This window comes from Bailinhaonella thermotolerans, from assembly GCF_003594875.1.
GTDB lineage: Bacteria > Actinomycetota > Actinomycetes > Streptosporangiales > Streptosporangiaceae > Bailinhaonella > Bailinhaonella thermotolerans.
This window is the reverse complement of sequence record NZ_QZEY01000001.1, coordinates 353967-377750: the sequence shown is the minus strand read 5'-3', so window position 1 is coordinate 377750 and position 23784 is coordinate 353967. Positions and strand designations below refer to the sequence as shown.

Below are 23784 nucleotides of genomic sequence, written 5' to 3'. Positions count from 1 at the left end.
TGAGGGGGCGGATGGTCAGGTGATCCGGCGGCGCTCCGGATCCGGCCTCCGCGAAACAGGCGGATCCGGCACACTGTCCTCATGGACCCCGCGTGGGTGGCCGTCATCGCGGCCGCCGTCGGTGCTTTGGGCGCGGCGGGCGCCGCCGCGATCGCGGGCCGGGCGGCCCGCCGCCAGATCACGATGCAGAGCGCCGGTCAGCGAGACCAGTGGCGCCGCCAGACCCGACGCGACGCCTACAGCGCCTTCCTCGACGCGGGAGTCCAGGCGCGGGACGAGCTGACCTCCGTGTGGCGGCTCTTCAAGACCCGCGACCCCGACCTCGCCGGGATCGACGAGAAGATCACGAACACCGAGCCCTTCGTCAGCGCCGTCAAGCGCGCGAGCGCGACGGTCTTCGTCGAGGGGCCGACAGGCATCCTGGAACCCACCCTCCGCGCGGAGGAGAGCATCACCCTCTTCCGCGCCCTCCTGCGGCAGACGCTGGCGGACCTGCGAGCCGGTCGCGACGCCACCGAATACCTCGCCCTGTGCGCCCGGCAGGAGCACCTCGTCCGTGACCTGCTGGACCGCTTCGCCGCGTTCGCGCGCGGTGCGCTGGACGAGGCCGAGCCCGAACGGATGCCGCTGAACCCTCCGCAGGCCCCCGCCGCGGAGGAGGAGGTGCGCCGGCTGAGAAAGGAGATCAGCGAGCACCTCGAAACGGACGAAAGCCGGATCGACGTGAAGAGCCGTCTCGTCGACCAGGGCCTGGACTCCCTCCACGTCATGGTCATCCTCAACCGCGTGGCCCGGGACTGGGGGGTCCGCCCCGACGGCGCCTGGCCCATCTCCTCCTTTTTCGATAAGTCCATCGAAGAGATCGCCGCCCACATGGCCGCCCAGCGAGACCACCCCACCCCCGGCCGCGCGCCCTGACGGCCTCCCGCGGTGGCGACGGCCTTCCCCGTGGTGGCGACGGCTGACGGCGGCCGAGGTGGGGAGAGGGGTGCCTGCCGGCTCGGCTAGGGTGCTGGGCGTGGGGCGACGACTGCTGGTGCTCGATGCCTGCCTGGGGGCCGTCGTGTCCCTGGTCGTCGCGGTCGCGATCACCGCGGACGTGGGCGGCGAGCGCGGTCCCGACCTCGGGGCGTACCTGTTCGCGGCGGGCCTCGGCCTGCTCATGCTCGTACGGCGGCAGCATCCCGTGCTGGCGCTGGTCGCCACGACCGTCGGCCTGTGCGGCTACTACATCGCCGACTACCCGCCGATCGGGCTGGCCGTACCGGTCGCGGCGGCGCTGTACTCCGCGGCCGAGCACGGCAGGCCCGTGCTCGCCACCGCCGTCGCCGCCTTCCTGCTGGTCGCCTCCAGCTTCTTCCGGCTCCGTGAGGGGGAGCAGCTCGCCTACCTGCTCGGGTACGAGCTGCCGTGGTCGGTGGCGATCATGGCGGGGGCCGTCGCGCTCGGCGACGGCGTCCGCAGCCGCCGCATCCGAAACGAGCAGCAGCGCGAGCGCGAGCGGGACCTGCTGGAGGCGAGCCGCCGGGAGGCCGCCCGCCGCATCGAGGAGGAGCGCCTCGGCCTCGCCCGCGACCTGCACGACGTGCTCGCCCACACCACGACCATCATCACCCTGCAGGCCGACGTGGCCCGCGAGGCCCTCGACGACCACGACGTCGCCGCCGCGCGGGCCGCGCTGGAGGTCATCCGTACGGCGGGCGGCCAGGCCACCGGCGAGCTGCGCTCCACCCTCGCCCTGCTCAGGCGGCCCGCCGAGGAGACCCCGCGCGCCCCGACCGGCGGCCTGGAGCACCTCGGCCGCCTGGCCGCCGCGACCACCGCGGGCGGCCTGCCGGCCGCCGTCCACGTCCACGGCGAGCCGGCCCCGGTGCCGACCGTCGTCGGCGTCACGGCGTACCGCATCGCGCAGGAGGCGCTCACCAACGCCGTACGGCACGCCGCCGGCGCGACCCGCGTCGACGTGCACGTGACCTACCGGCCCGAGAGCGTCGAGATCAGCGTGCGGGACGACGGCCGGGGCACCGCCGGAGACGGGCACGGGGACGGGCGCGGGCACGGCCTGACCGGGATGCGCGAACGCGCGGAGCTGATCGGCGGCACCCTGACCACCCGGACCTCCGCCACCGGCTTCGAGGTCTCCGCCACCCTCCCCCTGCGGGGATCCCCCGAACCGGGACGGGCCTGACGCGCGCGGGCCGTCAGCCCGCGCGCCACGGCCCCGGCCGCCTCCCGCCGGCGGGGTCCTGCAACGGCGGCCCGCCCCCGTTTCCGCACGTCGACAGATGGCATGGCGACCGGGCGGCGGGCCCGTGACCTTCCCCGCTCAGGAGGGCCGGGGCAGGGCGGACCGTGCACGCTGACCGAACATTCGTGCACGCACGGACAAGACGTGCCGCGGCGGCGGCCCGCATGCTCGTATCGGGAACGCCGACGACGATCAGGAGTTGCGCCATGATGATGCGGAAGCCGACCGCGAAGACCGCTCTGCTCGTGTTCCTCGGCGCGGTGGCGCTGGCCGGGATGGCCGCGCCGGCGCGGAGCGACACCGCGTCCGCCTCCCGGCCGGGCGCATCCGCCGCCGCGGACGGTGCCTGGCGGGCCTACGGCAACGTCAACCCGATCACCTCCAGCACCAGCACGTGGGGATGCGCCGCCAGCAAGGCGATCGCCGTCGACGTCGTCGCCCAGGTCTGCGCGGTCAGGGCGCAGCATGGCGGCGCCGTGCAGGGAGCCGTGATCGTGCGCAACAACCGGTCCACCCGATACGACACGGCCGCGGGGTCGGAGCTGTTCACCTATGGCGAGTACCGAGAGGGCTACTGGGTCTGCCCGGTCTCCGGCGTCGCCCCGCACTCGTGGTCCGTCTGCTTCGGCACGACCCTCCCCCTCTCCGTCCTGACCCACGCGCGCGGCTGGGCCGCCTACACCGACCTCGAAACATCCCCCTACGTCTGATCCCGAGCCTCCAAGGGTTCGCCGGGGTCGATCGTCAGGTGGGCGGGGGCAGGGGCATGCCGAAGTACTTGGTGGTGGGGGTCTCGGTGATGAGGTGGAGGCCCAGGTGGCGGTAGAAGCCCTGCGCCTTGGTGTTGGCGGCGGCGACGCCGAGGTGGACGCCGGGCACGCCGCGCTCGCGCAGGGCGTCGATGGCGGTGGTCCACAGGCGCCGTCCGTGCCCGCCGCCCTGGGCCTCGGGCAGGAGGTCCACGTGGATGTGGGCCGGGTAACGGGCCGCGATCTCCGCCGGGGTGCGGGGCGGGTCGGCGAGGTAGGAGCGCAGCAGCGCGTCGGGGCTGCCCGGCTCGGCGGGCTTGCGCGGTTCCCGCGCGCGCACGCGGGGCCACCAGCGGCGTTCCAGCTCGTCCTCGAAGGAGGCGGTGTCGGCGACGGCGAGGAAGTAGCCGACGGGCCGCGACGGTACGCCCAGGGCCTCGTCGGGGGCGACGACCCAGGCGAGGTCGGGGGAGTGGGCCAGGTAGGGGCCCACGAAGATGTCGCCGAGCAGCCGGTGTTCGGTCAGCATCCCGCTCGCGTCCCCGCCGTGGGCGGCGGTGCGCAGGCAGATCTCGTAGAGCCGGTCGATCTCCCCGGGGTCGTCGGCGCGGGCCGCGCGGACGATCAGCGGCGCGGGCTGGGAACCTGGCGTCATCGTGGTGGGCCTCCTGGAGGGTGGTCGGCGGACGCGGGCGCCTCCGCCTGGAAGGTCCCGGCCGCGAGCCGGGTCACCTGCCGGCCCGGAGGGGGCTCCTCGCGGGACCGCCCAGCACGCTAACACGAAACCGAACAATGATCGGTTGGCGAGTGCCATGATCAAGCGGGCTGCAGCCGCCGTGCAAGCGGCGCCTGGTCGACTACCGGTGCCGGGGCCCGCGGGGGCGGCCGCCCGCCGGTCATCGTGAGGGAGGACAATGCCGTCGATCGTCTTCGGGACCGCCGCCGCCATCGGGGTGGTGGTGGCCGTGGTGCTGTTCCTCGTGCTGAGACGGAAGCCGCGCACCCGGGTGGGGGCGTACGTCAGCGCGATGTTCGTCCTCCTGGCCTCGGGGATGCTCGCCATGGGCGCCATCACGTTCGCCAGCATGGAGTCCGCCGGGCTGCGCGCCTTCACGCCGGAGGAGCGCGCGGCGGCCGTGCCGTGCGACGCGGCGGTCCTGGGGGCCGAGCAGACGTCCAACAAGTTCAACAAGCGCTACATCTGGCTGCTCCGGCTCCGCGTGACGCCCAAGGGCGGCGCGCCGTACGAGATCGAGCGCACCGCCCGGCTCACCTCGGACATGGGGGAGCGCCTGAAGCGGGGGAGCGTCACGCTGCCCTGCCTGGCCGACCCCGCCGACCGGACCCGCATCGAGATCGCCGCCCTGGCCTGAGGTCCGGGCGGCGGCGGGTGGGAGCGCCGCCCGGGCGGAAGGCCGTCACTCGCCGGTCGGGGGCAGCATGGCTCTGGCCTCGGCGAGGATCTCGGTCTGCCGCATCCAGTCGCCGCCGTCGAGGCTGAGCCCGGCCATGCCGGCTCCGGCCTCGGCGTAGGCGTGGAGGCGTTCGGCCACCTGCGCCGGGCCGCCGGTGACCGGGACGGCCGCCGCCTCCTCCGGCGGCATGCGGTGGATCTCCACCAGGACCCTGGTGAAGGCCTCGACGGCGGCCGGGTCGTCGGAGAGGACCGCGTGGCCTCCCACGGAGATCGACGGGACCGGCCGGCCCAGCTCGCCGGCGATCTCGCGCAGCCGTACGGCCTTCTTGGCCAGGGCCTCGGGGCTGATCAGGGAGGGGACCCAGCCGTCGCCGTGCAGGACGGCGCGGCGCATCGCCGCCTCGGAGTTGCCGCCGACGAGGATGGGCGGGACGGGGGCGGCGGGGCCGAGGGTGAGCTCCTGGTCGCCCAGCGAGGTCGGCTCGCCGCGGATGAGGCCCGGCAACGCCCGCAGCGCCAGGTCGGTCCAGCGGCCCCGGTCTTTGAGCGGCGCCCCGGCCGCGCGCCAGAACGGCGAGCCGGGGAAACCCCCGATCCCCACGCCGAGGATGACGCGGCCGCCGGACAGGTGCTGAAGCGTCTGCATCTGCGCGGCCACCCACGCCGTGGGGCGCAGCGGAAGGCTGAGCACGCCGAACTCGAGCCCGATCCGCTCGGTCGCCGTCGCCGTCGCCGCCAGGACGAGCGTGGCGTCGAAAGCGGGGGTGCCGTCCCCGACGATGAAATCGGCCATGCCGACCGCGTCGTAGCCGAGATCCTCAAGATGACGGGCCATCGCGACGTCGGGCACGCCCGTCCGGGTCGACGGCAAGGTCGTGCTGATCCGCATCATGGTCCTCCTGACGGGCGGCAAAGGAATGAGAGCCACGCTAGAACCTCAAGCGATCTTGAGGTCAAGCGCCCCGATGCCGCGGTTCACCTGGGCGTTCAGGAGAACGGCGAGGCGGGAACAGCGGTGACAACGGCGTTGACCTCAGGTTTGGTCGAGGTTCTAGGGTGAGCGGCACGAGCCTCCCGAAAGGACATGTGCCATGGAAACCGCTCCCGAGCGTTACCGATACGCCGCGATCCCGCACCTCATGGTGGACGGCGCCGCCGAGGCGCTCCGGTTCTACGCCGAGGCGTTCGACGGCGAGGAACTGTTCCGCGTCGCCGACCCGGCGGGCCGCGTCCTGCACGCCGAGATCAGCGTCAAGGGCTCGGTCGTCATGGTCGGGGACGCGGACGCCCCCTTCCAGGACCCGGTCGCCGCGGGCGGCTCGACGGTCGGGCTGCATGTGTACGTCGAGGACGTGGACGCGCTCAGTGAGCAGGCCGCCCGGGCCGGCGCCGAGGTGCTGCAGCCTCCGGCCGACATGTTCTACGGGGCCCGGTCGGCCATCCTGCGGGACCCGTTCGGGCACGTGTGGGTCTTCCTGACCCACACCGAGGACCTGCCGCCGGAGGAGATCGCCCGCCGCGGGTCCGAGCTGCTGCGCGGCGGCGGCGACGTGTTCCCCGGCTGACCGGCGGCCTCCCCGGCTGACCGGCGGCGCCGCGCGTCAGGAGGGCTGGACCTCGTCGAAGAGGGCGAGGGCCCGCGCGGGGTCCGGGCTCACGAGGCGGTCCAGTCCGGCGCCGGTGATCTCCGCCCACCGGCCGGCCCGCGCCCACATCCGCTCCTCGAAGGCGCGGACGGCCTCGTCCAGGTCCGCGGGGCCCGAGGCGGCGGCGACGGACTCGGCCAGTTCGGCGCCCTCCAGCATCGCCAGGTTCGCACCCACCCCCAGCGGGGGCATCAGGTGGGCGGCGTCGCCCAGGAGCGTCACCCCCGGGACGTGGTCCCAGGTGTGGCGCACGGGCAGGACGTGGAGGGGGCGGTGGACGAAGGCGGAGCCGTGCCGGAGGAGGTCGAGGACCGGCTCGGCCCAGCCGTCGAACAGGGCCAGCAGGGCCGCCCGCACGGCCCCGGCGTCGGCCAGGTCCAGCGCCCGGCCCCTCGCCGCGCCCAGGCCCGCGTGCCCGTCCGCGCTCCCGTGCCCGTCCGGGCCCAGGCGCGGGTCCAGGCGCCGGCCCAGGTCCGTGTGCCGGTCCAGGTCCGTGTGCCAGTTCAGGTCCGTGTGCCAGTTCAGGTCCGTGTGCCAGTCCAGCGGAGCCCGGAACTGGGCGTACACCTTGACGTGGCCGCCGCTGTTGCGCTGGGCGACGAGGGCGCGGTTGACGCCGTACACGGCCAGGGAGCCGTCTCCGACCAGCCGGGCGAGGCCGGGGTGGCGGGTGTCGACGTCGTCCAGGGAGGTCTCGACCAGGGTGACGCCGGTGTAGTGCGGCGTCGCGGGCGAGACCGCCGGGCGGACCCGGGACCAGGCCCCGTCCGCGCCGACCACGAGGTCGAACGTCTCCTGCCGCCCGTCGGCGAAGCGGATCAGCACCCCGTCGCGGGTCCCCGGCGCCACCTCGCTCACACGCCGCCCCCACCGGACGTCCAGGGGGCCGAGCAGCAGGTCGCGGAGCTGCCCTCGGTCGATCTCGGGATTGGCCAGGTCGTCCGGGCGGGGCCGCCAGTCGCGGAGCACGGTCCCGTCGGTGTCCAGGATGCGCATCGCCTGCCCCTCGGGACGGGAGAGCACCCGGAACTCCTCCAGCAGCCCCGCCCTGTCCAGCGCCCGCTGACCCAGTTCCTCGTGCAGGTCCAGCGCGCCGCCCGCGGGGCGGGCGCCGGGACCGGGATCGCGCTCGAAGACGGTGACCGGGTGGCCGTGGCGGCGCAGGACACGGGCGAAGGTGAGCCCGGCGGGGCCCGCTCCGATCACGGCGATACGCTGTCTCATGTCGATACACCGTATTTTCTGAATACGCTGTATCGCAACTGTACGATGTATCCATGACTGTGTGGGACCGGCCGGAGCCGCCGGCTCGCCCCGCGCCGCTCGACCGGGAGCGGATCGTCGCCACCGCCATCGCGCTGGCCGACGAGGGCGGGCTGGAGGCGGTGTCGCTGCGCAAGGTCGCCGCCCGGCTGGACGCCGGCCCGATGCGGCTGTACGGATACATCTCCACCAAGGAGGAGCTGTTCGACCTCATGGTGGACGAGGTCCACGGCGAGATCCTCCCCGAGGAGCCGCCCGGCGACTGGCGCGAGGCGCTGCGCGTCCGCGCCCACCGCACCCGGCAGGCCGCCCTGCGTCACGAGTGGCTGGCCGACCTGCTCGGCGGCCGTCCGGCCCTCGGCCCGAACGCCCTGGCCGTGGGCGAGGCGACGCTGGCCGCCCTCGACGGCCTGGCCGACCTGGGCACGGTCCTGCGCGCGGTGGAGACCGTCAGCGCCTACGTCATCGGCGCGATCAGGCGCGAGATCACCGAGCTGCGGGCCGAGCGGGCCACCGGCCTGTCCGAGCGCGAGTGGCAGCGCGCCCACGGCCCGCACCTGCGGAGGATGCTGGCCACCGGCCGCTACCCGGCGCTGGCCAAGGCCGTGTACGACGGCCCCGACTCCGACGCCGAGACCTCCTTCGCGACCGGCCTGGACTGGGTCCTGGACGCCGTGGCCGTGAGGCTCGCCCCGCCGCGGGCCTGACGCCCCACCCGGGGCCGGCGTACGGCGGCGCGCGGGCCGTACCGCCGGGGCGGGCACGGCCGGAGCGCCCCGGCACACCTCAGGCGGCGCGCCGGGTCGCGCACTGGCGGCGGAACTGGCTGGGCGGAACGCCGTAGGCGGCGCGGAAGGCCTGGCTGAAGTGGGCGGGGCTGGTGAAGGCCCAGCGCGCCGCGAGGGCGGAGATCGAGTGGGCGGCCAGCCGCGGGTCGGCCAGGTCCCGGCGGCACCGGCGCAGGCGCTGCTCGCGGATCCAGCCGGCCACGGTGTGCCCCTCCTCCCGGAAGAGCTGGTGCAGGTGGCGCAGCGAGATGTGGTGGGCCGCGGCGATCGCGCCGGGGCTGAGCCGAGGGTCGCCGAGGTTGCGCAGGATGAAGGCGTGGACGCGGGCCAGAAGCGCGCGCCGCCGCGCGCAGGGCGGCACCGCGGCGATGACGTCCAGCTCGTGGGCGAGCGCCGCGGCCAGCAGGTCCAGGGTCAGCGTGGACAGCCGGGCGGCGTCGGCCGGGCTGAACTCGCCCAGATGCCGGGCCAGGTGCAGCAGGAACCGCGAGGACAGCGCGCCCACGCCCGCGTCGCCCGGGATGCGGACCGCCGTCAGGTTCCGCAGGTCGCGGGGCGGCAGCGGCAGCAGCGAGCGCGGGAACTGCAGGACCAGCATCCGGCTCACCCCCTCCTGCGGCGCGAGCCCGGCGCTGTAGGGGTGCGAGGTGTTGTGCAGCACCAGATCCCCGACGCCGTAGTCCGCGCGCCTGCCCTCCTGCTCCAGCATGGCGCGGCCGCGCACGAGGCAGGTGAGCTTGAACAGCTCGGGATCGGCCTGGCGGATGAGCCTGGGGGTGCGCTGGACCGAGTGCGGCGTCGCCGTCATGAGCGCCGCCCGCACCGGGCCGAGCTCGGCCGCCTCGATCCGCGCCCGGAACCGGCTCCGCAGGTACGGCTCGCAGCGCAGGTCGTAGGGGACCCACGTCCGGGAGCTCACCTCGCGCCAGAAGGCCAGGCGCTCGCCGTGCGGGATCGTGGCGGTGCTGACCAGGTCCATGACCCACCTTCCGTCGCGAGAGCCGTGACCGGAGCGCGTCCGCGCCGCCGCACGGCACCCGGGCGCGCGGGGGCGGCGCGCGTCGCGCCCGTACCGTTCCGTCCATCATGGGCGGGTCCGGGCGTCCGGCTCGCCACCCGTGGAGCGGCCTTCGCGTGTACGCGCGTGAGCGTAGGCCCGTGACGCTCGCGGGGTATCGTCGCGTTCGTGGGCGGTGTCTGGGAGCGGGCCCGCGTCTGGTGGGCGGACGGATGGCTGTCCCTGCCGCTCCTGGCCGTCGGGCTGATCGGCACCGGGCCCGCGGCCGTGCTCCAGCCGGACGCGGCCCGCCCGCCGGATCCGCCGGCGTACACCCTGATCGTGGCCGCGGCGCTGGCCCTGGCCGCGCGGCGCCGGCCGGGCGTGGCGCTGGCGGTCAACGGCGCTCTGGTGTCGGCGTATCTGGCGGCCGGGTACCCCTTCGGCCCGATCCTGCTGACCGTGCCCTTCGCGATGTACGGCGTGGCGGCCGCGTGGCCGGCCGGGCGGGCGGCGGCCGTCGTGGCGGCGGACTTCGCGGTGCTGATGGTGGCCGCGTTCGCCAAGAACTTCGCGGAGGGCGGTGACCGCCCGGCGAACACGGTCGTCTGGGGCGCTATCGCGCTGGTCGCGCTGGCCGCCGGGGTCACCGTGCGGACGCGGCGCGAGGCCGCGGCCGGGCTGCGCACGGCGCAGGCGCGGCGGGTGGCCTCCGAGGAGCGGTTGCGCATGGCCCAGGACCTGCACGACTCCATCGGCCACGGGCTGGCGGTGATCGCGATGCAGACCGGGGTGGCGCTGCACGTGCTGGACCGGGACGCGGGGGAGGCCCGCCGCGCCCTAGAGGCCGCGCGGGCGGCCAGCCGCGCGGCCCTGGACGACCTGCGGGCCGAGCTGGATCGGTTGCGCGGTGACCGGCCGGAGCCGGGCCCGCGGCCCAGGCCGGGCCTGGGCGACCTGGACGCGCTGGCCGAGCGGGTGCGGGCCGGGGGGATCGAGGTGAGCGTGGAGGTCGGGCCGGACCTGGGTGTGAGCGGGCCGGTGGACGTGGCGGCGTTCCGCATCGTGCGCGAGGCGCTGACCAACGTGCTGCGGCACGCCGACGCGGCGGCCGCCCGGGTCAGGGTCGGCCGGGACGGGGACGACCTGCTGGTCGAGGTGATCGACACCGGGCCGGGGACCGGGCGCGTGTCCGGGGCCGGGCTCGGCATCGCGGGGATGCGCGCGCAGGCCGAGCGGCTCGGCGGGACCCTGCACGCGGGCCGCCGCCCCGGCGGCGGCTTCGTGGTCCGGGCCCGGCTGCCGAGGGAGGCGAGGCCGTGATCCGTGTCGTGGTGGTGGACGACCAGGCGCTGATCCGCATCGGCGTGCGCACGCTGCTGCGGGCCGAGCCCGACACCGAGCTGGTCGGCGAGGCCGCCGACGGCCGCACCGGGCTGGCCGTGATCCGGCGGACCCGGCCCGACGTGGCGCTGATGGACATCCGCATGCCCGGCGTGGACGGCCTGACGGCCCTGCGGGAGATCACCGGCGACCCGTCGCTGGCCTCGGTGCGGGTCGTCATGCTGACCACGTTCGGGCTGGACGAGTACGTCTTCGAGGCCCTGCGCGACGGCGCCAGCGGCTTCGTCCTCAAGGACGCCGATCCCGACGAGCTGCTGCGCGCGGTGCGCGTGGTCGCCCGGGGCGAGTCCCTGCTGTCCCCGGCGGTCACCCGCAGCGTCATCTCCCAGTTCGCCCGCCCTGCCCCCGCCGTGATCGCCCACCCCGGCGTCAAGGACCTGACCGAGCGCGAACGCGAGGTGGCCGGCTGGGTGGCCACCGGCCTGTCCAACGAGGAGATCGCCGAACGCCTGGTCGTCAGCGCCGAGACCGTCCGCACCCACGTCAGCCGCGCGATGCGCAAGCTCAACGCCCGTGACCGCGCCCAGCTCGTGGTCTTCGCCATCCGGTCCGGCCTCGGCCCCCCGCGATGAGCGCCGGCGGCGCCCGCGACAACCGCGCCTTCCTGGGCGCGGCCGTACGGCACCTGGCCGGGCTCGGCGTGCGCCAGTTCCTCGACATCGGGACCGGGCTGCCCACCCAGGAGAACGTCCATCAGGTCGCGCAGCGCGCCGACCCCGCGGCCCGCGTCGTCTACGTCGACAACGACACGGTGGTCGTCTCGCACGCCCGCGCCCTGCTCGCCGCGACCCCCGGCACGGTGGCGATCAAGGGTGACCTGCGCGAGCCCGGGCGGATCCTGGCCGACCCCGAGTTGCGCGGCCTGATCGACCTGGACCGGCCGGTGGCGGTGCTGCTCCTGCTGATCCTGCACTTCATCCGGGACGACCGGGAGGTGAGGGACATCCTCCGGCAGATCACCTCCGCGCTCGCCCCGGGCAGCTACCTGGTCATCTCGCACGGCACCGCCGGCGCCGACGTCGAACCCGGCCAGGCCGACGAGCTCCAGCAGGTCTACGCGCGGGCCCTGCGCGACTCCCTGACCCCGCGTCCCGCCGCCGAGATCGCCGGATTCCTGGACGGCCTGCGCCTCGTCGGCCCCGGCGTGGTGCCGGTCACCTACTGGTCGCCCGAAGCCCCGCCGTACGACGGCCCGGACCTGCCCGGCGCCCTCGGCGTCGTCGCCCGCGTCCCCTGACGGCCGGCGGGGCCTGGAGCGCCCGGCCCCAGCGGAGCGCCGCGGAAGGGCCCCGGCGGCGCCGGCGCGTCACCCTTGGGCGGTCTCCGCGCTCAGGCCGAGCGCGTGCCGCAGGACGGCGTGCACGTAGTCGATGTCGGAGGGCGCGTTGTCGATCAGGATGGCGGCGCACAGGCCGTCCGAGGCCGCGACGAGCGCCGTCACGGCCTCGGGGGAGTCGGTGCAGTGCCGGGCGAGTTCGGCGACGCCCTCGCGCCAGCGCCGGGCGATGGGGCGCAGGGCGGGCCGCCGGGCGGCGAGCGTGGACAGCTCGCGCTCGGCCAGGGCCCGATCGCGTCCGGGGCCCGCGGATTCGGCGATGAGCTCGGCCAGGCCGCGCACCTTGTCGTCGGCGTGGTCGATGATGTGGCGGATGCGCGTGGAGTACGCCTCGACGATGCTGGTCAGAGCCGCGACCAGCAGGTCGTCCAGGGTCGCGAAGTAGTAGGTGCTCAGGCTGACGGGTATGCCGGCCTCCTTGGCGACGGTGCGGTGGGTGACACCGGCCGCACCGTCGCGCTGGATGACGGCCAGGGTGGCCTCGATGATCTCGGCACGGCGCTTGCGCCCCCTGGCCTTGCGCCCGTCGATGGAACTGTCGTCGCCCATGCCCCCTCCTGGTCACCAGGTTAGACGATCACGGCTGCGTCTCCCCGATGGGACGGATGTGCCGGAGCATGAGCAGGCACACCGCGATCACCCCCACGATCGCGACGCCCGCGGTGAGGGAGGCGATGTTCAGCCCCGTGATGAACGCCTCCTGCGCCCCCTGGACGGCGCCCGGCGGAAGCCGGTCGGAGACGGCCATCGCGCCGTCCAGGCCGGCGGTGACGCGGTCGGCGATCTCGGGCGCCACCCCCTCCGGCTCCGGCGCCTGGGAACGGTAGACGGCCGTGGTGAGGCTGCCCAGCAGGGCGACCCCGACGGCGAGCCCGAGCTCCTGCACGGTCTCCGACATCGCCGCCGCCGATCCGGACTTCGCCGCCGGAGCGGCGCCGACGACGATGTCGGTGCCCAGCGCGGCGATGGCGCCCAGGCCGAGGTAGACGAACGCGAATCCGATCACGACGCTCACCGCGCCGCCGGTGCCGGCCGTGGCGAGGAGCGCGTACCCGATCAGGGAGAGCCCCTGCGTCGCCGCCATGACCACCCCGGGCCGGACCCGCCTGGCCACGAGGGGCGCGCCGACGGCGGCGGCGAACATCGCCAGCGCCGGCGGGCCCATCCACAGCCCGGCCACGGCCGGGGACAGCCCCTCGACCAGTTGCAGGAACTGGGTGACGAGGTACATCGTGCCGCCCACGCCGACGAGCCCGATCAGCAGGGCCGCCAGGGCGGCGGAGAAGGCCCGGTCGGTGAACAGCGTCATGTCCAGCAACGGGGAGGCGAGCCGGAGCTGCCTGCGGACGAAGGTGATCCCGGCCGCCGCCCCGGCCAGGAGAAGCAGCGGCGTCATCCCGTCGGCCCCGTGCGTGGCGACGTTCTTCACGGCGTAGACGATCGGCAGGATGGCGGCCAGCGACAGGGTGACGCTGGTGAGGTCGAGCCGGCCCTCACCCGGCGAGGCGTACTCCGGCAGCAGGGCGCGCGCGCCGGCCAGGACGGCCAGCGCCACCGGCACCGCGAGCAGGAAGGCCGCCCCCCACCAGAACCGGTCCACCAGGGCGCCGCCCACGATCGGGCCGGCGGCCATGCCGAGGGCGAACATGGTCGCCCACACGCCGAAGGCCACGGCCCGCTGGCGTACGTCGGCGAACATGTTGCTGATCAGCGACAGGGTCGAGGGCATGAGCGTGGCGCCCGCGACCCCGAGCAGCGCCCGCGCCAGGATCAGCAGCCCGGCGCTCGGGGCGAACGCCGCGGCGACCGAGACGGCGGCGAACGCCGTGACGCCGATCATCAGCAGGCGCCGCCGGCCGATCCGGTCTCCCAGCGTCCCCATCGTGATGAGGAGGCCGGAGATGAGGAAGCCGTAGGCATCCATGATCCACAACGACTGCACAGGAGTGGGACGCAGCTCGGCGGCGATGCTCGGCGACACCAGGTAGAGGACCGTGACGTCCAGCCCCAGCAGCACGGTCGGCAACGCCAGCAGCCCCAGTCCGAGCCACTCGCGCGTCCCGGCCCGCGCCGCCCCCGTCCGCGTCAAGACGTTCTGTTCCATCGACATGTTTGGACGATAGTACAAGTAGTACTTTCGTTCAAAAATGATGCGGGAACCGCCCCGTCCCGCCGGGACGGCCTCGCCTGGGCGCCCGGCTTCCTGGGACAGGGGTTCCTAGGGCGCGGACCCGCCGCGCGGTGCGGCGTGCGCGGCCGCGGGGAACTCGGCGACGACCTCGAAGCGGCCGCCGGGCCGGTGGCCGGCCGTCAGGCGGCCGCCGGTGCGGTGCGCGAGACCGCCGAGGCCCGACCCCCGGCTCCCCGGCCCCGCAGGGACGGGGGAGGGGGCGCCGTCGTTGGCGACGCGCAGCCGTACGACACCGTCGGAGGCCGAGACGGAGATCTCGCACGCGCGGGCCCGGCTGTGGCGCAGCACGTTGGTGACGCACTCGCGCAGGGCGGCGGCCACCGCCGTGCAGACCCCGGCCGGCAGCGGCCCGGTCTCGCACCGCGCCGCCACCTCGACGCCGGCGGCCCGCAGCACCTCGCGGGCCGAGTCGAGCTCGGCCGCCAGCCGCAGGTCGACGCGGTCGGCGGCGATGGACCCCAGCTCCGCCAGCGTCCGCTCGACCAGCGGCACGAGCGCGGCGATGACGGACCTGGCCCGCGCCGGATCGGTGTCCAGGAGGCGGTCGGCCAGCTCGCCCTTCAGCGCGACCGCCGACAGGCTGAACCCCAGCACGTCGTGCAGGTCGCCGGCGACCCGCGTCCGCTCGCCGCGCACCGCCGCCACGGCCAGCTCGTGCCGCGCCCGCTCCAGTGAGGCGAGCAGGCCGCTCAGCCGCCCGAGGCAGTACACCAGCCACATGATCATGAGGTGGTCGCCGAAGACGGTCAGGGCGTGGGCGAGGCCGTCGAAGACCAGGGGATCGCCGCGGTCCACCGAGTGCAGGAGCCAGGCCAGGTGCCCGGCCGGCACGACCCCCGCCAGCGCCCAGGAACGCGGCGGCCGCAGGGTCAGCAGCAGTTTGCCGGTCAGCACGCCCAGCAGCCGGTCCCACACGCCGGGGAAGAACGCCAGAGGGAGGACGATCAGCAGGCCCTGGGCGGCCGGCGTCGTCCGCGAACGCGGCAGCACCTCCAGGACCACGACGGCGGCGAGCAGGACGGCCGCCAGGACGGTGACCCGCCAGCCGGTGAGGTGCCCGTGCAGCGCCAGGAGCCTCATCACGAGCACGCACTGGAGGGCCAGGACCGCCGGCAGCGCGCGCCGGGCCAGGCGCGGGGACTCGACCCGCGGCTGCTCGCCGGCCGGTCCCGCCCGGCAGGCCGCGGCCGCGGCCCGTACCCGCGCCAGGGTCTGCCGGGCCAGCGCGACGCCTTCGCGCAGGTCGCGCCGGGCGTCCCCGGGCCCGGCCCGGGCCGCCGCGCGCATCCGGGACGCCAGGGCCCGCAGGTTCCCGCCGAGCGGGTCCCGCAGCTCGGCGTCCAGCCGCAGGCGTTCCCTCGCCAGGGCCGCCCCGGCCGGCTCCTCACGGGTTCCGTGCAGGTCCTCGACGGCCCGCACCAGCGCGGACAGGACGAACAGGATGAGCCCGCCGTTCGCCGCCACGATCATGTAGCCGAGGCCGGCCTGGACCCCGGGCCCGGGGCCGAGCCCGTGCCCGAACAGGAGCACGGCCCCGCCCGAGCCCACCACGACCAGGACGAACAGCGGCCAGGCCACCCGGCCGGGCAGCGCGCACAGCACCGCGGCGGCCACCGTCCACGGCGCCCAGTCCCAGCGCCCGCCCGCCACCGCGAACGGCGCCGCGTAGAGCAGCACCACGGCCGCCAGGAGCGCATGCCGTACGGCGCCGCTCCAGCGCCGGGCCAGCAGCACGCCCAGCGGCAGGCAGGACGCCAGGGGGAGCAGCGCCGCGACCGGGCCGATGCCGTCGTCCAGCCCGGCGGCCAGGCGGGTGAGGAACAGGACGCCGAACGAGACCCGCAACATGGCCCGCGCGCGCCGCAACGGAAGATCGTCGCCACGCCCCACCGCACGCCCCCGAGAAATGCCGAACGCGCGCCCGCGCTCCCGTGGGGACACTAGTGACCTTCCCCCATCCATGCCACCCCACCGCCCACCCCATCGCCCCCCGCCACCCGCCCCACCGCGCGCCCCGCCACCCGCCCCACCCGCCCACCCCGCCGTCCGCCCGGCCCGCCCGCGGCGACGCCCGCTCAGCGGTCCGGCCCGCGCGGGACGGGGGATCTCATACTCGTTGGCGATGGACCGGTGCAGGAGGTTGACCGAGCGCTGGCTCGGATCCTCCAATCCGATCAAGGATGAGCGTGAGTTGAGAGGGGAAGCCCATGAGAACCGACGTCGCCGCCCGGGCCCGCCGCCTCGCCGCCCGGGTCGCCGCCGCCCTCGTCCTGGGAGCGCCGCTGATCGCGGTCGCGGCGCCCGCTCACGCCGCGGCCACCATCACCCGCTACAGCGGGAACCAGTGCGCGACCGCGCGGTTCGTGTACGGCTACACGCCAGAGCCCGGCGGCACGTACGAGATCTTCTGGGACGGCACCCTGACCTGGGACGAGAGCAGGTCCACGTGCGGGCCGTTCCGTGAGCCGTACGCAGGAGTCCTCCAATGGTCCGGGTACCGCAACGGCGTCTACTTCGGCTGGCAGACCGCTCCCAACGGGCACATGGACTACTACAACCCCAAGCACATCGCCTGGGCCGAGCCCGGCGGGATGAACGACATCCGCTTCCGCGTCTGCAACACCAACGTCCGCACCGGGTACGTGGGCACCTGCGGCTCCTGGTGAACCCCTCGACCCTGGCCGGGGGCGGGTTCTGGGTCTGGTCAGGGGGGTGGGCGGGGTCGAGGATCGGGGGGAGATGTTCGGCCGAGACCTTCTGGAGGCCGTGTCATGAAGACGTCGCCCCGGCTCTCCCGCCGCGCCGTCCTGGCCGGCGCCGCCGCCGCGGTCACGCCGTTCGCCGCCGCCGGTACGGCTCGCGCCGGGTCCTGGCCGGACGAGTTCCCGCTGCCCGACGGGTTCCGGCCGGAGGGGATCGCCATCGGCGGCCCGCCGTACGCCTATATGGGCTCGCTGGAGAACGGCGCGGTGTACCGGGCCGACCTGCGCACCGGCCGGGGCGCCCTGATCCATCCCGGCGCGCCCGGCACCGCCGCCGCCGGGATGAAGCTCGACCACGACGGGCTGCTCTACGTCGCAGGCGGCCCCCAGGGCGTCGCCCGCGTGTTGGACACCCGCACCGGCTCGGTCATCGCCACCCACCGGCTCGCCCCGCCCGCCGGCCACCTGATCAACGACGTCGTCCTGCTCCGCGACCGTGCCTGGTTCACCGACTCGCGCGACAACGTCCTGTACGGCGTGCCGCGCGGCCGCCCCGGGGCCGTACGCGCTCTGCGCCTGGGCGGGGACTGGCAGCAGGTCCCCGATGTGGTCAACGCCAACGGCCTCGTCGCGGCCCCCGGCGGGCACGCCCTGATCGTCGTCAGCAGCCAGCCCGTCGGCAGGCTCTACCGCGTCGACCCGCGCACCGGCCACGCCACCGCCCTCACGCTGCGCGGCACCGACAACGTCCAGCACGGCGACGGGCTCCTGCGCGTCGGCCGCACGCTGTACGTGGTGCAGAACCGGCTCAACCGCGTCGCCGTCTTCGACCTCGGCCCCGGCGCCGCGACCGCCACCCTGCGCCGGCACATCACCGATCCCCGCTTCGACGTCCCGTCCACCGTGGCCCGGCACGGCTCCCGCCTCTACCTGGTCAACGCCCGCTTCGGCACCCCTCCGACCCCCGCCACCCCCTACAACGCGGTGGCCGTGCCCCGCTGACCACCGCCGCCCCGCCTCGCCGAATTGACCTCGAGTTAAGTCGAGGTCCTAGGGTCGGGGCCATGACGACGACGAGCCACCGGGCGCCGACGGTTTCCGACGGCGGCGCCGACCACACCGACGACATCGCCGCCATCCGGCAGATCATCGCGAACGTCGAGACCGGCTACAACACCAACGACCCGGAGCTGATGACGGCGGACTTCACCGCCAACGCGGCCGTGGTCACCGCCATGGGCACGCTGATCAGCGGCTATGACGACCTGCTCGCCGCGAACACCGCGGGACTGGCCGGGTTCCTGAAGGACGAGTACGTCCGGTACGACGTCCGGGACATCACGTTCCTGCGGCCGGACGTGGCGATCGCGCACAAGGTCGCCCGCGCGACCACGGCGGAAGGCGAGCTGATCGACCGGGAGCCCGTGATGATCGCGTTGTACGTGCTCGTGAAGGAGCGGGGGCGCTGGTGGACCGCCGCCCGCCAGAACACCCTGATCCCGAAGAGCTGACCCGCGGCCGGCCCCTCGGGACCAGGCCGGGGAACCTCCGCGGCCCCGACCCGGGCCGGCCACTCCCTCCCCGCGCGCTCAGGTGTAGGCGATCAGACGCCCGGCGGCGACCACCCCCGCCCAGGCCCCCAGCGACACGCCGCCCGCCACCCTGGCGGCCACCGGCGGGCGGAGGTCGCCGTCCCACGCGCCGACCCGGCGGTAGACGCCCAGATGGAACAGGGCGACGTTCACCCCGGCCACCCCGAGCAGGGCCAGCTTGACCGGCGCGGCGCCGGCGCCCGCGATCTCCCTGGCCCCCGCCGCGAACATCGCCGCCCCCGACACCGCCGCCGCGGCGAAGCCGGCGCGCGCCACCGGCAACAGGCGCCGAGCCGCCGCCGACACCGAGATCGCACGCCGTCCCGCGCCGAGCAGCCGCAGGTCGAACAGGGCGGCGGGGCCGACCAGCAGTGCCAGCCCCAGCAGGTGAACGATCTCCAGCGAGGCGTACACCCACGGCGTCTGCCTGACGAACTCCGCCGGCCACGTGCCCTCAAGCCACGCCAGTGCCTCCATCGCGCCGCCTCCTCACCCGCACCGCGACGACCGCGCCGCCACCGGCCAGGAGCCCGGCCCCGACGAGCCACGGCAGCGCCCCCGCGCCGCCGCCGGGGTCTGTGCCGTGTCCGTTCCCGGATCCCGTCCCGGCCGGCGGGGGCGGGCTCTGCGGCAGGGCGACCGAGCGCTGCCGGACCGCCCGGCCGTCCTGCCTGATCAGCAGCTCAGGCCGGAACTCCTCCGCGTGCTCGCGATGCGCGTACCCCACCGCCTCCAGCCGCTCGCCCTCCTTCACCCGGTCCGGCATGCCCCACGCCGAGAGCCGCTCCACCGGGGCGAGGATCAGCACCACCTCGTCGCCCCGGCCGTCGAACGCCCGGGTCCGCCTCAGCACCTCCCGCCCGCCGAGCTCCTCCAGCTCGGCCGGGATGGACCGCCCGGCGAGCCCGGACGGCAGCCGCACCGGGCCGGACACCTTCAGCCGCACCCGCGGGTGCGGGTTGCCCCACGTCACCTCGCTCACGGTGCCGGACACATACATCGGCCGCTCGGTCCGGAAGTCCTCCCAGCCGTGGTGCAGCGCGCCGAGGAGGGCGAGTCCGGCGATCATCGTCTTCATGGCCCCCACCCTGGCCACCGCGCGGCGATCCCACCGGATTCACAGGTAAGGACGGGCCGATTAATATCGGCCGCCTATGAATCTCCAGCAGTTGCGCTACGCGGTCGCGCTGGCGGAGGAACTCAACTTCGGCCGGGCCGCGCTACGCGAGGGCGTGCGGCAGCCGCCGTTCAGCCAGCAGATCGCCAGGCTGGAAGAGGAACTGGGCGTCCGCCTGTTCGAGCGCACCACCCGGCAGGTGCGGCTCACCCCCGCGGGCGAGGCCTTCGTGGCCGGGGCCCGCGCGAGCCTGGCCCACGCGGAGCAGGCCGCCGAGTCCGCCCGGCGCGTGGGCAGGGGAGAGGCGGGCCGGCTGGTGGTCGGCTTCGTCGGGTCGGCGACCAACCTCACCCTGCCGAGGGTGCTGCGCCGCTTCCGGGCCCGCCACCCGGGCGTCCAGGTGGAGCTGCGCGAGCTGCCCACCGCCCAGCAGGCCGAGGAACTGCGCCAGGGCCTGCTCGACGTCGGCCTCCTGCACGCGCCGCTCGCCGGGCCCGCGGCCGAGGTGCTGACCACCCGCACCGTGGCTCGCGAGGTGCTGCTCGCCGCCCTGCCCTCCGACCACCCCCACGCCGCGCGCGCGTCGCTGCCGCCGTCCGCCCTCGCCGCCGAGCCGTTCGTCATGTTCCCCCGGCGGTACGGCCCCGCGCTGCACGACCAGATCACCGCCGTGGCCCGCGCGGCCGGATTCGAGCCCAGGATCGTGCAGGAGGCCGTGCAGATGCAGACCATCGTCGGCCTGGTGGCGGCGGGGATCGGAGTGTCCATCGTCCCGGCGTCGGTCGCCCGGCTGCGGCGGGCCGACGTCGCCTTCCGCCCCCTCTCGCCGGCCGCCCGCGCGGTCACCCTGGACCTGGCCTGGCGCACCGGCGACCCCAACCCGCTGGTCCGCAACTTCCGCTCCCTGCTCCCCACCCCTCCCGCTCCCGCTCCCGCCTGAGCGTCCCCGCGTGGGATCGGTGGGGGTCGTCTCTGTCAGGCGGGTGGGTGGGTGGGTTCGCGGAGGAGGGCGAACCAGGTGGCGACGGATCTCTTGTAGCCGTCGGGCATGACGAGGGCGGGCACCTGGGACTCGGGGAAGAGGCCCACCTCCTTGTGCTCGTGGCTGAGCACCGGAGGCGCGTCGCTGTCGAGGCGGCAGCCGTACGTCACGATCAGCACGTCGGCGCCGTCGCGGATGTGGTACTGCCAGCAGTCCAGGATCTCCTGGACGGTGACCCTCCACCCGGTCTCCTCGGCGATCTCCCGGGCGAGGCAGTCCCGCGGGTCCTCTCCCAGATCGAGCTTCCCGCCGGGCAGTTCCCATTCGTCGCGCTCATTGCGCAGAAGCAGCACCCGCCCGGCCCGGACCACCACGCCCTTGATCGACACCGGGAACCGCTGCGAATTCCCACCCACCACGCCCGACCCGCCTTCCGCCGTCAACCCATCCCGCTCGGACCCTGACAATCATCCCGGCCGGATCCCGCGCCGATCCAGCCCCATCGGCCGGATCCGCTCGCGAGATCCCGTACGGCCGGCAGCCCCCGGCGGGGAGCGGCGCGGGTCGCGGCCCGCCGGCCCGGCCGGTTCACGGGTGGTCGTGTGCCGGGGGGAACCAGTGGTGGGCGGCGGTGTGGAGGGCTTGGAGGTCGGCGGGGGCGGGGTGGGAGGAGCCGGTGGCCCAGGCGACGTGGCCGTCGGGGCGGAGGAGGAGGGCCGCGGGGGCGCCGGGGGTCAGGGGGCGGGCGGTGATGATGTCGATGCGGCCGGCCCAGGGGGCGAGGGTCTTGGCGGGGGAGGAGTCCTCGGTCAGGTCGAGCAGGAGGGGGCGGGCGGTCCGGGCCAGGTCGGCCAGGCGGGTGGTCTGGCCCGCCGAGGTGCGCAGGTCCAGGTCGGGGGCGAACGCGCCGGTCAGGGGGTGGGCCGCGGGCGTTCCCATGTCGTAGCGGAGGTCGGCGCCCGTGGTGAGTTCGGCCAGGCGGCGCACCGTGGCGGGGTCGCGGAGCAGTTCGGCGAACACCTCGCGCAGGCCGGTGACGTCGCTCCCGGGGGCGATCAGGGCCGCCTGCGCCCGCGCGTTGAGCACCATGCGGTCGGCGGCGAGGCGCCGTTCGGTCTCGTAGGTGTCCAGGAGGCCCGGCGGGGCGCTGCCGCGGATCGCGGCGGCGAGCTTCCAGCCGAGGTTGACCGCGTCCTGCAGGCCGAGGTTGAGGCCGGGGCCGCCTCCCGTGGCGGCGTAGACGTGGGCGGCGTCCCCGATGAGGAACACCCGCCCGTCGCGGAACCGCTCGGCGAGGCGGGTGTTGCCTCCGGTGAGCCGGCGCAGCGCGTGCGGACCCTCGCCTTCGGGCGGGCCGAGGGGCAGGTCGGCGCCGAGCACGCGGCGGACGCTCGCCCGCAGCTCCGCCAGGCTCATCGGGGTCTCGGTCGCGGGCTGGTCCCACTCGGTGGTGCTGACGAGCGGCGGGTGCCCGGGCATCGGCGCGTAGGAGAACCCGCCGTGCTCGGTACGGCGGGGCAGGAACGGCGGGACGGCGCCGTGGCCGGGGACGATCAGCGCTCCGCTCGCGGGGTCGATCAGGTCCGGCGGCACGGTCACGTGCGCCGAGCGGACGGTCATCCGGTCGTAGGTGACCCCGGGGAAGGCGATGCCGCTGAGCTTGCGGACGGCGCTGTGGGCCCCGTCCGCGCCGACGAGGTACCGGGCCCGCAGGCCGTACACGCCGTCCGGGCCCGCGACCTCGGCGGTGACGGCCTCGCCGTCCTGCGACAGGCCGACGACCTCGTGGCCCCGCCGGATCTCCGCGCCCAGCTCGATCGCGCGTTCCTCGAGGACCTCCACGACGCGCCGCTGCGGCACCGGCAGGGCGTGGACCGGGCTCTCCTCCAGCAGGCCCAGGTCCAGGCTCAGCCCGCCGAACATGAAGTACGCGGTGTTCGGCCGCGGCGGCTCGGGGCTCCCGCTGAGCCGTTCGTGCAGCCCACGGCGGTCGAGCACGCGCACGACCCGGCCGAGCAGCCCGTTGGCCTTGGGCTGGCCGTCCGGCTCCGCCAGCCGTTCCAGGACCACCGGCCGGACCCCGGCCAGGCTCAGCTCGCAGGCCAGCATGAGCCCGTTCGGGCCGCCGCCGACGATCACGACGTCGTACGTCATCGGAGTTCTCCTCGCGGTGTTCTCGGTGTCAGTTCTCGGGGGTCGGTTTGTGCAGTCGGCATTCCGGGTGGCCGGCATTCCGGGTGGCCGGTGTTCCCGGTGGTCAGCGGCGGCCGTAGTGGGCGGCGACGGCGGCGAACGCGGCCTTCGGGTCCCACGGCAGATCGGGGTAGGCGGCGCCGAGGCGGTCCTCGTAGACCTTGACGACGCCGTAGCTCGCCAGGTCCAGGTCCTCGCGCGGGTCGCCGTCCGGGCGGTGCGGGTGGTCGCGGAGCGCGAAGGTGAACACGAACGCGGCGTCCACCCCGGCGGCGTCGAAGACCTCCAGCAGCTCCCGCAGGTACGCGGCCTGCCCGGCCTCGTCGCGGTCGTAGTCGCCGCGCAGCCGTACGGGCGCGCCGGTGTCCCGGTCGTACTCGACGATCTCCAGCCCGCGCGCGCCGTGCTCGCCGGCTCCCCGGTAGGTGGCCGAGCCGAACTCGGTGATGGCGACCGGCTTCCCCCGCGCGACGAGGGCCCGCACGCCGTCGGCGAAGCGGTCGGCGATCTCGGCGGACCGGTACAGGTCCGCGGACACGATGTCGAAGGGGGTCCAGTCGATCCGCTCCATCGGCACCGAGGCGTACGTCACCCTGCCGCCGAAGCGCTCGCGGACCAGGGGCACGACCTCGCCGAGGAAGTCGTTGAGGCGTGAGCCGACCTCACCGGCCGGCTCGCGCAGGCGCTCCGGGTCGCTCAGCGACGCGACCCGGCCGGCGACGCCGTCCCCGGGCAGGAACCCCTTGCCCATGAGGCTCAGCTCGGCCCCGGCGACGAACACGACCTCGGCGCCCCGTTCGCGGAGCCGTTCGGCGCGTTCGGCGCAGTCGGCGAACAGCGCCTTCATCTCGCCGGTGGTCAGGTCGAGCGGGTAGGGGGAGAACCAGATCTCCAGGCCCAGGTCGGCGGCGTGCCCGGCCGCGATCTCGATCCGCTCCGGGTCCCCGCCGATCACGCGTACGGCGGTGCAGCGCAGGTCGTCGCGGATCACGCGCAGCTCGCGCCGGACCGTCCCGGGGTCGAAGCGCGCGAGGGAGTTCACCCCCTCGACGACGAAACCGGTGTCGTACGTGATGCCCTTGGCTCGCATGGGCTGCCTCTTTCAGGCCGATTTAGGGTACGGCGAGTACCTTAAACGCTCGCTGGAGCGCGACACAAC

At 75.1% G+C, this 23784-nt stretch carries 25 protein-coding genes; 13 read left to right on the top strand and 12 right to left on the bottom strand.

Going from position 1 to position 23784, the window contains the following annotated elements; translation table 11 throughout:
- Positions 1-81 precede the first annotated feature (81 nt).
- The 3 genes from D5H75_RS01780 (at position 82) to D5H75_RS01770 (ending at position 2958) form a co-directional block, all read left to right on the top strand.
- On the top strand, positions 82-918 hold the full coding sequence (locus tag D5H75_RS01780; RefSeq protein ID WP_119924525.1) for an acyl carrier protein: 837 nt from the start codon (positions 82-84) through the stop codon (positions 916-918).
- 100 nt (positions 919-1018) lie between these two features.
- The gene (locus D5H75_RS01775) at positions 1019-2188 is read left to right on the top strand and encodes a sensor histidine kinase (RefSeq protein WP_202637730.1); all 1170 of its coding nucleotides are present in this window, start codon (positions 1019-1021) and stop codon (positions 2186-2188) included.
- A gap of 266 nt (positions 2189-2454) precedes the next feature.
- A complete protein-coding gene (locus D5H75_RS01770) occupies positions 2455-2958 on the top strand; it encodes a hypothetical protein (protein ID WP_119924524.1) in 504 nt (167 codons plus the stop codon).
- A 34-nt stretch (positions 2959-2992) separates the two neighbouring features.
- Here the strand turns inward: D5H75_RS01770 and D5H75_RS01765 are convergent, their stop codons facing one another.
- On the bottom strand, positions 2993-3652 hold the full coding sequence (locus D5H75_RS01765) for a GNAT family N-acetyltransferase (protein ID WP_119924523.1): 660 nt from the start codon (positions 3650-3652) through the stop codon (positions 2993-2995).
- A 259-nt stretch (positions 3653-3911) separates the two neighbouring features.
- Here D5H75_RS01765 and D5H75_RS01760 point away from each other — a divergent pair, with 259 nt between their 5' ends.
- Entirely contained in the window at positions 3912-4370 is a 459-nt protein-coding gene (locus D5H75_RS01760) for a hypothetical protein (protein WP_119924522.1), read from the top strand.
- Positions 4371-4415: 45 nt separating this feature from the next.
- Here the strand turns inward: D5H75_RS01760 and D5H75_RS01755 are convergent, their stop codons facing one another.
- Positions 4416-5306, bottom strand: coding sequence for an LLM class flavin-dependent oxidoreductase (locus D5H75_RS01755; protein WP_242453933.1), 891 nt, complete (start codon positions 5304-5306; stop codon positions 4416-4418).
- Between the two features lie 199 nt (positions 5307-5505).
- Here D5H75_RS01755 and D5H75_RS01750 point away from each other — a divergent pair, with 199 nt between their 5' ends.
- A complete protein-coding gene (locus D5H75_RS01750) occupies positions 5506-5979 on the top strand; it encodes a VOC family protein (RefSeq protein ID WP_119924521.1) in 474 nt (157 codons plus the stop codon).
- A 36-nt stretch (positions 5980-6015) separates the two neighbouring features.
- On the opposite strand, the gene D5H75_RS01745 is transcribed toward D5H75_RS01750, so the two are convergent.
- Entirely contained in the window at positions 6016-7284 is a 1269-nt protein-coding gene (locus tag D5H75_RS01745; protein ID WP_119924520.1) for an FAD-dependent oxidoreductase, read from the bottom strand.
- Positions 7285-7337: 53 nt separating this feature from the next.
- Here D5H75_RS01745 and D5H75_RS01740 point away from each other — a divergent pair, with 53 nt between their 5' ends.
- Entirely contained in the window at positions 7338-8030 is a 693-nt protein-coding gene (locus tag D5H75_RS01740) for a TetR/AcrR family transcriptional regulator (RefSeq protein WP_119924519.1), read from the top strand.
- A 79-nt stretch (positions 8031-8109) separates the two neighbouring features.
- Here D5H75_RS01740 and D5H75_RS01735 read toward each other — a convergent pair whose 3' ends face one another.
- Positions 8110-9090, bottom strand: coding sequence for an AraC-like ligand-binding domain-containing protein (locus D5H75_RS01735; protein ID WP_119924518.1), 981 nt, complete (start codon positions 9088-9090; stop codon positions 8110-8112).
- Positions 9091-9297: 207 nt separating this feature from the next.
- On the opposite strand from D5H75_RS01735, the gene D5H75_RS01730 reads away from it, so the two are divergent.
- Genes D5H75_RS01730 through D5H75_RS01720 form a run of 3 tightly spaced genes read left to right on the top strand, consistent with a single transcriptional unit; the run spans position 9298 to position 11749 of the window.
- On the top strand, positions 9298-10431 hold the full coding sequence (locus D5H75_RS01730) for a sensor histidine kinase (RefSeq protein ID WP_119924517.1): 1134 nt from the start codon (positions 9298-9300) through the stop codon (positions 10429-10431).
- Complete coding sequence (locus D5H75_RS01725) at positions 10428-11084, top strand: response regulator (protein WP_119924516.1); 657 nt, start codon at positions 10428-10430, stop codon at positions 11082-11084. Before D5H75_RS01730 ends, D5H75_RS01725 begins: the two co-directional genes overlap by 4 nt.
- Positions 11081-11749 (top strand): SAM-dependent methyltransferase, encoded by a 669-nt coding sequence (locus D5H75_RS01720; RefSeq protein WP_119924515.1) that lies wholly within the window; start codon positions 11081-11083, stop codon positions 11747-11749. The genes D5H75_RS01725 and D5H75_RS01720 overlap by 4 nt, the downstream gene beginning before the upstream one ends.
- Positions 11750-11818: 69 nt before the next feature.
- Here D5H75_RS01720 and D5H75_RS01715 read toward each other — a convergent pair whose 3' ends face one another.
- The 3 genes from D5H75_RS01715 to D5H75_RS43925 all read right to left on the bottom strand — a co-directional run bounded on the left by D5H75_RS01715 (position 11819) and on the right by D5H75_RS43925 (position 15905).
- Positions 11819-12397: a TetR/AcrR family transcriptional regulator gene (locus D5H75_RS01715; protein WP_119924514.1), complete on the bottom strand. Its 579-nt coding sequence runs from the start codon at positions 12395-12397 to the stop codon at positions 11819-11821.
- Positions 12398-12425: 28 nt separating this feature from the next.
- Entirely contained in the window at positions 12426-13958 is a 1533-nt protein-coding gene (locus D5H75_RS01710; protein WP_242453932.1) for an MFS transporter, read from the bottom strand.
- A gap of 108 nt (positions 13959-14066) precedes the next feature.
- Positions 14067-15905 (bottom strand): sensor histidine kinase, encoded by a 1839-nt coding sequence (locus tag D5H75_RS43925; RefSeq protein WP_147425035.1) that lies wholly within the window; start codon positions 15903-15905, stop codon positions 14067-14069.
- Positions 15906-16246: 341 nt separating this feature from the next.
- Between D5H75_RS43925 and D5H75_RS40770 the strand changes: the two genes are divergently transcribed.
- From D5H75_RS40770 to D5H75_RS01690, 3 genes are all read left to right on the top strand, one after another.
- The gene (locus D5H75_RS40770) at positions 16247-16705 is read left to right on the top strand and encodes a hypothetical protein (RefSeq protein ID WP_147425034.1); all 459 of its coding nucleotides are present in this window, start codon (positions 16247-16249) and stop codon (positions 16703-16705) included.
- 105 nt (positions 16706-16810) lie between these two features.
- Positions 16811-17743, top strand: coding sequence for an SMP-30/gluconolactonase/LRE family protein (locus D5H75_RS01695; RefSeq protein ID WP_119924511.1), 933 nt, complete (start codon positions 16811-16813; stop codon positions 17741-17743).
- Between the two features lie 62 nt (positions 17744-17805).
- Entirely contained in the window at positions 17806-18252 is a 447-nt protein-coding gene (locus D5H75_RS01690) for an SgcJ/EcaC family oxidoreductase (RefSeq protein WP_119924510.1), read from the top strand.
- A 78-nt stretch (positions 18253-18330) separates the two neighbouring features.
- Here D5H75_RS01690 and D5H75_RS01685 read toward each other — a convergent pair whose 3' ends face one another.
- Both D5H75_RS01685 and D5H75_RS01680 read right to left on the bottom strand, forming a co-directional pair.
- Positions 18331-18810 (bottom strand): hypothetical protein, encoded by a 480-nt coding sequence (locus D5H75_RS01685; protein ID WP_119924509.1) that lies wholly within the window; start codon positions 18808-18810, stop codon positions 18331-18333.
- A complete protein-coding gene (locus D5H75_RS01680; protein WP_119924508.1) occupies positions 18788-19411 on the bottom strand; it encodes a DUF6152 family protein in 624 nt (207 codons plus the stop codon). Before D5H75_RS01680 ends, D5H75_RS01685 begins: the two co-directional genes overlap by 23 nt.
- A 76-nt stretch (positions 19412-19487) precedes the next feature.
- On the opposite strand from D5H75_RS01680, the gene D5H75_RS01675 reads away from it, so the two are divergent.
- The gene (locus D5H75_RS01675; RefSeq protein ID WP_119924507.1) at positions 19488-20390 is read left to right on the top strand and encodes a LysR family transcriptional regulator; all 903 of its coding nucleotides are present in this window, start codon (positions 19488-19490) and stop codon (positions 20388-20390) included.
- A gap of 35 nt (positions 20391-20425) precedes the next feature.
- Here the strand turns inward: D5H75_RS01675 and D5H75_RS01670 are convergent, their stop codons facing one another.
- From D5H75_RS01670 to D5H75_RS01660, 3 genes are all read right to left on the bottom strand, one after another.
- A complete protein-coding gene (locus D5H75_RS01670; RefSeq protein ID WP_202637729.1) occupies positions 20426-20851 on the bottom strand; it encodes an NUDIX hydrolase in 426 nt (141 codons plus the stop codon).
- A gap of 169 nt (positions 20852-21020) precedes the next feature.
- On the bottom strand, positions 21021-22586 hold the full coding sequence (locus tag D5H75_RS01665; RefSeq protein WP_119924505.1) for an FAD-dependent oxidoreductase: 1566 nt from the start codon (positions 22584-22586) through the stop codon (positions 21021-21023).
- 103 nt (positions 22587-22689) lie between these two features.
- On the bottom strand, positions 22690-23715 hold the full coding sequence (locus D5H75_RS01660) for a hypothetical protein (protein ID WP_119924504.1): 1026 nt from the start codon (positions 23713-23715) through the stop codon (positions 22690-22692).
- Positions 23716-23784 lie beyond the last annotated feature (69 nt).